General features: G+C 35.7%; 3 protein-coding genes and 1 pseudogene. All 4 read left to right on the plus strand.

Features of this window, described 5'->3' with window-relative positions; genetic code table 11:
- Window positions 1–507 precede the first annotated feature (507 nt).
- Window positions 508–5,481 (plus strand): DEAD/DEAH box helicase, encoded by a 4,974-nt coding sequence (locus tag ACFINH_RS08575; RefSeq protein WP_375632686.1) that lies wholly within the window; start codon window positions 508–510, stop codon window positions 5,479–5,481.
- A gap of 1,550 nt (window positions 5,482–7,031) precedes the next feature.
- Window positions 7,032–7,769, plus strand: coding sequence for a hypothetical protein (locus tag ACFINH_RS08580; protein WP_375632688.1), 738 nt, complete (start codon window positions 7,032–7,034; stop codon window positions 7,767–7,769).
- An 82-nt stretch (window positions 7,770–7,851) separates the two neighbouring features.
- Window positions 7,852–8,430: a hypothetical protein gene (locus tag ACFINH_RS08585; protein WP_375632690.1), complete on the plus strand. Its 579-nt coding sequence runs from the start codon at window positions 7,852–7,854 to the stop codon at window positions 8,428–8,430.
- A 101-nt stretch (window positions 8,431–8,531) separates the two neighbouring features.
- A pseudogene (locus tag ACFINH_RS08590) lies at window positions 8,532–8,720 on the plus strand (hypothetical protein); the annotation flags it as partial.

Raw genomic sequence — 8,720 nt, forward strand, 5'->3', positions numbered from 1 at the left:
CTGAACAGAAGAGTTTTGTCCAGTGCTGTCAGTGTTGTCAGTTCTTTTTAGAGCCTATATTATTTTTTTAAATGAGAAAAAATTAAAAACATTATATTTCAATATGTTAGTATTTTAATGATACAACCTATATCGACAATACAACCTTAAATACAATCCATAATATATATTTGTCAGTTTGTGTCAGTAAATTAAACTGACAAAATAGATTATTTTAGTGACTCATAAAACCTATCAAAATACTCATTATGATATCTTAAAAGCACATATCAAATTTGTCTTTTTTCCATAAAACGAATAGCAAATTTCACTATTTTGCTGATCTTATCCTATGCCATGGGCTGTGGATAAGTACCTTTAAAAACTCTTTTGAAAAAAATTTATCCGTTTTTTCGCATTTTTCTGCATTTTTTTCACCATTTACTCAAAATGGATTTAATAAGCTTCATTTTGATTCTTTTGAAGAGAATTAATCAATAGAATATATTGTCATGGAGTTTATTCTTTATGCTTCGCCCTCATCATTATGATCATGAACATGTCTCTTTACGCTCTCTCTTGGAATATTATCGTCAACAAGCAAAATCACCCCGTGAATTGGGAACGCTGTTTGAAAACCTTGTCATGGCTTATCTTATGTATGACCCTCTCCATTTTGGACGATATGAAACGGTTGAGAGCTATTATGAATGGGCTAAAGAGCGTGAAGGTTGGAATAAAAATGATATCGGCATTGATCTGGTGGCAAAGCTTCGCAATCAAGAGGGATATGTGGCTATTCAATGTAAGTTTTATAAAGCTGACCATCAGATCAGTAAAAAAGATATTGATAGCTTTATCGCTGCCTCTGGAAAAGACATCTTTAAATATCGCCTTCTCGTCGATACCACGGAAGTGGAATTAAGTGACAATGTGAATGCCATGATCAAAGGACAAGCGATACCCGTTTATCGCATTGACCTTCGTCATATGGAAAACAGTCGTATAGATTGGCAAATATTTGCAACTAAAAAAGAAATTGTTCTTAAATCAATAAAAGAGCCTCGTCCCCATCAAGAAGAAGCCATCAAGAAAGTCTGTGAAGGTTTAAAAGAAGCAGACCGTGGCAAGCTGATCATGGCATGTGGTACGGGGAAGACTTTCACCAGTTTGAAGATAGCAGAAACCCTTGCTGGGAAAGGCAAGCGTGTTTTGTTTCTGGTCCCTTCTCTGGCTTTAGTCTCACAAACAATCCGTGAATGGACAGCCGATGCACAAGTACCTTTGCGTTCTTTTGCTGTGTGTTCGGATACAAAAGTAGGCAAGCGTCGTAAGAACCAAGATGATATTGTTGGCATGGAAACATCAGATCTTGTTCTCCCTGCTACCACGGATGCCCAAACCCTTGCCAAAGAAGCTTGCGAAAACCTAGCAGATGCAATGACGGTGGTGTTTTCAACTTACCATTCTATCCAAGTGATTTCAGATGCGCAAAAAGAGCATGGTTTACCCGAATTTGATCTAATCATTTGCGATGAAGCACATAGAACAACTGGGGCTGTGTTAGGAACAGACAAGCGTGAATCTGAATTTATCAAGGTTCATGATAACAGAATCATTCGGGGTAAAAAACGTCTATATATGACAGCAACCCCCAAAATCTTTACAGATAAGATAAAAAGGAAAGCTGACCTATCTGATACTGTTCTTGCCTCTATGGATGACGAAAAAATTTATGGCAAAGAACTGCATCATTATACATTTGCGGAAGCTCTAGAACATAAACTGTTATCACCTTGTAAAGTTATCATATTAGTTGTCAATGAAAAAGAAGTAAGCCAATCCATTCAACATCTTATTACCGATAAGAATTATGAACTTATTCTTGACGATAGGACCAAGATTAATGGCTGTTATAGAGCCCTTACCAAAATGGATCTGAAACTTGATCTTGAAGATGACCCCAATCCCATGCGTAGAGCTTTAGCATTTTGCAAAGATATTGATACTTCTAAACGCATATGCAAGGAATTCAAAAAAGAAAAAGTTCAAGAATCTTTGCACGCCCTTCATAAAAACTATAAAGATACTCCCCCTCTTAACTGTACTCTTGCCCATATTGATGGAACCTTTAGTGCTAAAGAGCGTACAAAACAACTTGACTGGTTAAAGGAAGATGCGGGGGAAAATACGTGTCGTGTGCTAACCAATGTACGCTGTCTTTCGGAGGGTGTTGATGTTCCTGCTCTTGATGCTGTTCTATTCTTACACCCGCGAAAAAGTCAAATTGAGATTATTCAAGCAATAGGCCGTGTCATGCGTCGAGCAGAGGGTAAGAAAAGAGGCTATATCATTCTACCCGTTGGAGTACCGGCTGGCATTCCACCAGTACAAGCCTTGGAAAATAATCCAAAATATGATGTCATCTGGCAAGTCGTCAATGCTTTGCGTGCCCATGATGAGAGTTTTAATAAAATAATCCACCATATGTCCATAAAACAGGACGTAAGCTATGCCCTTGATATTATTGTTCCTTCTCAAAAGGCTACCTCAGAAGATACAACTGTGGTTATTGATGACTTACCTATACGCTCAAAATCAGAATATTCAGGACTGAACATTGGATCACCAACTTATGAATCCTTTCACGGATATAAACCAGAAGAAGAATTATCCCTTTTTTCTCAATATCCGGATGTCATTAGAGCAGCTATTGTTAAGAGAAATTACGACCCTAGCTATTGGAAAAGATGGGCAACCAATGTTGCTGATCTTGCTCAAAATCATATCACACGCTTAACCGAAGTTTTAACAAAATCAGAAACGGAAACGCGGCGGGTGTTTAATGGTTTTATGACCGAATTACGTAACAATTTAAACACGACCCTCTCCGAAGAAAATGCGATTGAAATGCTTGCACAACATCTTGTGACGCGTCCAGTCTTTGATGCTTTGTTTGAGGGGCATCAGTTTGTTCAAGAAAATCCCGTCTCTTGTGCTTTACAACGTGTACTTAATATCCTTGATAAAGTTACTCTTAAAGAAGAATCTCAAGATTTCAGAACTATCTCTAGGAATGTACAATTTTACACACGAGGAACTACAAGTCTTGAAGCACAACAAAACTTAATTGTAAAGCTTTATAATGAATTTTTCCGTCATGCTTTTCCGCGTACGGTAGAAAAATTAGGAATTGTTTATACGCCCATTGAGGTTGTGGATTTTATCATTCATTCTGTTGATGATGTTTTACGCAATGAATTTGGAAAAAGCCTTGGTTCACGGGGTGTCTCTATTCTTGACCCTTTCACGGGAACGGGTACCTTTATTACACGGCTTTTACAATCAGATCTCATCAAACCAGAGGATATGGAATATAAATACCGTTATGATATCCATGCCAATGAGATTGTCTTACTTGCCTATTACATAGCAGCGATTAACATTGAATCGACCTATCATAGTATCATGAAAGGAGAATATATCCCTTTCAAGCATATTGGTTTGACTGATACGTTTCGGATGCTTGAAGAAAAGAATCTGCTGCAAAAATTATTCAAAGAAAACAGTGAATATTTAGAGCATCAAAAGAAACTGGATATCGAAGTTATTTTTGGTAACCCTCCTTATTCTATAGGACAAAAGAGTGAAAACGATAATGCGAAAAATACTCCTTATCCGATTTTAGATAAACGGATCAGTGAAACTTATGCGGCTCAATCGAAAGCAAGTCTTATGCAGGCGCTTTATGATAGTTACATCCGCGCCATTCGCTGGGCAAGTGACCGTATAAAAGACCGTGGTGTGATTGGTTTTGTTACAAATGCAAGTTTTATAGATACAAAATCTATGGATGGCTTACGCAAATGCCTCGTTGAAGAATTTAGCAGCCTTTATATTTTCCATTTACGGGGTAATCAACGAACCTCTGGAGAACTTTCTCGCAAAGAAGGTGGAAAAATTTTTGGTGAAGGTTCTCGTGCCCCTATAGCGATTTCTATTTTGGTTAAAAATCCAAATGCACAACAACATGGGAAAATATATTTCCGTGATATTGGAGATTATCTCAATAGAGAAGAAAAGCTTAAGACAATTAAAAAATTTGGTAGCATTAATGGTATTACACGGAGTAAACAAGGTTGGCAAATAATTACACCGGATAGGCATAATGATTGGATAAATCAACGTGATGACAGTTTCAAGACATTTCTAGCTTTAGGTGTTAAGAAAGGTCATGATACAAAGCTTTTTGAAACTTATTCCTGTGGCGTTCTAACCAGTCGTGATGCGTGGGCATACAACTCAAGTCGTAATGCTTTATCAAAAAACATGTACAACATGATTAACTTCTATAATAGCGAAGTGGAGCGCTTTAACGAAGCTTATGGACATGTTGATCGCAAAATACGTGAAAAGGCTATAGACAATTTCGTTAACGCTGATGCTACAAAGATCAGTTGGAGTAGTACTCTTAAACGAGAATTTATAAGAGAAAAATTATTTGAGTTCGAGGAGACGTGCTTTATTCAAAGTATTTATCGCCCTTTTACAAAACAATGGCTCTATTATAATCGTGCTTTCAACGATAGAGTTTCCATAATGCCATGTATATTTCCTATAGGAAAATCAGTTGAAAATAAAATGATACAACTTACAGGCATAGGAGCAAAAAAAACCTTTTCTGTTCTTATGATTAAAGCTGTGTCTGATTATCAGGTGATAGAAAACGGTCAATGCTTTCCGCAATATCTTTATGAAGATATTGTATCCTTAAAAGAGAAAAGTGAAAAGCAATCCCATTTATTTACAAACTCTATAGAGGAAAACAAAACAGCTGGTTTACAACGCCGTGATGCCATTACGGATGAAGGATTAGCACATTTTAAAGCCGCTTATCCTAATGAAACTATCACTAAAGGTGATCTATTTTATTATGTTTACGGGATTTTGCATTCAGAAGATTACCGCACCCGTTATGCTGATAACCTCTCTAAAGAATTGCCTCGTATCCCTTGTGTAAAGAGCACTGAAGATTTTTGGAAATTTGTAACTGCAGGGCGTGAACTGGGGCATTTGCATATGAACTATGAAACTGTAGAACCTTATCCTGTAACCTTTAAAAAAGGTGATCCAAAACTCACTGATATCCCTAATCCTGAAAAATTCTATTATGTTACAGAAATGAATTTTTTTGGGAATAGTAAAGTAAAAGATAAATCGACAGTTTTTTACAACAGCAATGTCACAATGACAGATATCCCTCTTGAAGCTTATGAATATATCGTCAATGGTAAACCCGCTCTTGAATGGGTTATGGAACGGCAATGTGTAAAGACTGATAAAAAGAGCGGCATTGTTAATGATGCCAATCGCTATGCTGTTGAAACCGTTGGCAACCCTGCTTACCCATTGGAGTTGTTTCAAAGGGTTATTACGGTAAGTTTAGAAACCATGAAAATCGTTAAGAACTTACCAAATTTGGTATTAAAAGAAACTGAATAACTTATAAAGCATGCTCACATAATGGGTATGATAAACTCGTAAGGGGTATAGAGCTTATAACTGTAGTCTATACCCCTTTATACATTGCTTGCATACAATCTTTAAAAGGATAATTTATCATGCGTTATTCTAAAAAGAAGAAACTTGCACTTTTAGATACTCTTATTTGGATTGCCTTTAAGAGGTTATATCGTAATCTAAAATGAGTGCTTTATTGTTTTCAAAAGCTTTGTTTAAGGAGAGTTATATATATTCATTTTGCTTATAGGTTTTGAAGGTGTAAAAATCGTCAAAACCCCCTCAAAACGTATATTATTAGTTGAATTTATAGGTTGTGTTATCAATATGGGTTGTTTTTTTAAGATCTGTAAAATCTTAACCTATTGAAAAATAACGTTTTTGCTTTTTATCGTTTTTTTTACATAATAGCAGCAACCCTCAAAACTCAAAACCCCTTCAAAACTCATAACCATAATGATTTTGATAGCATTTCATATGAGTTACAAGCTATCTTTTGAAAGGCTTTAAAGGGTCATACGCTTTTCATAAGACACGTTTTAATGACTCACTAAAATGATCACTTTTGTCAGTTCAATTTACTGACACATAACTGACAAATATATATTTACAGTTGTATTTATGGGGTGCATCTTAATAAGGGTTGTATCATTAAAATACTAACATATTGAAATATAATGTTTTTAATTTTTCTCATTAAAAAAAATGATATAGGTTCTAAGAAGAACTGACAAAAATGACAAAAGTTTATTAAAAGGGATTTTGCTCATCTCTATAATGATCAGTTTCTACTGAGATGTTTTCATAACAGACAATAAATCGCAATTATCCTATTTATCGTTTCTCTTATGAAAATGAAAAATGATGCCATGACTATAAAGAACATAACAGCTATAAAGAATGCGTAAAAACAGTAAACTTGAATACTCATATGCAAATGAAAGCATTTGTTTATAAAGACAGTCCCTATAAAGGCTGTTAAGTCTAAAATGTGTTATTAAAAGAAATTAACAGAAATCTTAAAAGCCATTTAGTGACAAAATTGATAGGTTATAAAGTTTAAAATACGCATTATGAGAGCGTTTCTAAATATTATAAATGTATAGATTCAGAAAATAACGCAATCTTTTAAGAAAGCCAATAATATAGCTTTAAAAGCATATAAATATAAAAGAAGCAACTAATAGGCATAAGATATTATCAATACACAACGTATTTAAAAAAATACAAAAAATATCAAAAAAGATAAAATATTGTTTGACAATAAATACGTATTTTGTTATGTAAATACTTAAGTGATTCAAAACACTAAACATACAGTGGATAAACAACCAAAATTGTTTACTTCCTCTACAAAATTCGATTATTACAACGCTTTATATTATAAGTGTATGTATTTATGTCGGGTGTGCTTATGCCATACAATACCCTTATGGGAAAAGCATAGCAACGGACTGTATGCCGTGTTTTGAACGCCCGGCGCCCTTTATAGGCTGTCAATTCAAAACTTTTAAAAACATACAGGTTTAAATATGACAAATATCTCAAAAAACACCCCCGTTAATAAGAAAAAAACATCTAAAAAATATGAGTTTACTGGCGAAATGGATTTTGTGACTGGTCTCATATTATACCGTATACGTGCTTTAAGAGATTTTGGGGATGTCAAAGCTGGCGATCTTGGGGGGTATATTGAAAACGAAAGTAACTTATCTCACAAAGGCAATTGCTGGGTTTATGACAAAGCGCGCGTCTTTCAAAATGCAAGGGTTTCAGGGAATGCTAAAGTAAAAAGCTTTTTTGTAGACGTTTGTGGGAATGCAAAAATTTATGGGAATGCTATTTTTGAAGGCATGTTATTAAAGGACAATGCAAAGCTTTATGGAAATGCTCATGTTCGCAATGCCGTTGTAATTGAAGGCAATGCACAAATTTATGATAACGCCCGTGTCACTGATCATGCTCATATTTCCGATAATGCCGTGATTTGTGATGATGCTCATATCGGTGGCAATGCAAAAATAAGCGGCGCTGCTCATATTTGTGATGGCTCGCGTGTTTTTGATGATGCCGTGGTTTGTGGGGCTCTTATCTCTGGCGATTCTTATGTTCATAGCGCCGCCTCTTTAACTGCTGATGATCATATTTGGGATGAGGCATATCCAGAATTTGGGAGTGAAGATGATTATTACCGTCATGAATATTATGCTGATTGTGAGTGGTATTATGACGATTATAATGACAGCGAATATGAAAATGATGCTGCGTAAATAACGCGCAGGCGCGGCGGGGGCGTCCCTCTTTAAAACATCTCATTCTAAAATTTAAATCTCTTTATACAGGAATTGTGCCATGCAAAAGAAGTTTGCACTCACAAATGAAACGCGTGTATTTGGTAATCATGTTCTCTACCGTATCCAAGCATTAAAAGACTTTTCTGATGTTAAAGCTGGTGCCTTGGGGGGCTTTATCGAAAAGGAAGATAACCTCTCTCATGATGGCAATTGCTGGGTGTATGATGAGGCTCTTGTGTTTAAAAATGGTCACGTTTATGAAAATGCAAGGGTTTTTGGCAATGCTATCATTTGTGGTCATATCTATGGTCATGCGCGGGTTTATGACAATGCTATCATTGCTGGCTATGTTTATGATAATGCCCATGTTTATGGCAATGCTGTTATTTCTGATAATTCCCATGTTTATGGTAATGCACATGTGTATGGCAAGGCTATTATTTATGATAATGCCTATGTTTATGACAATGCTAGGGTTTATGAAAATGCTCGTATAGCAAATAACGTGCATGTTTATGAAAATGCCAATATTCATGGAATTGCTGTTATTCGTGAAAATGTCGGCGGGTCTACTAAAATAAAAACCTATACTGAACGTCTCTCTCCTTATGGTGAATTAGAGATTGTCTGGGTCTAATTAATAAAGCAGCGGCGGGCGCGGCGGGGGTGCCCCTCTTTCAAATTTTCCCATTCCAAATTTTATCAACTGTTTATCACATTAGATTGTGAGGGTCTTCTATGTGCAAAAAATACGAATTAACCAGTGAAATAAAAAAAATCAAACATGCTCTTACTCGAAATATTATAAACCTTTATCGCATTAAAGCTTTAAAAGATTTCGATGATGTACAGGCGGGGTCTTTAGGCGGCTTTATTGAAAAGGAAGTTAACCTATCCCATGATGGCAATTGCTGGGTCTATGATGAG

Source organism: Bartonella sp. AA74HLJMH, assembly GCF_042197045.1.
Classification (GTDB): domain Bacteria; phylum Pseudomonadota; class Alphaproteobacteria; order Rhizobiales; family Rhizobiaceae; genus Bartonella.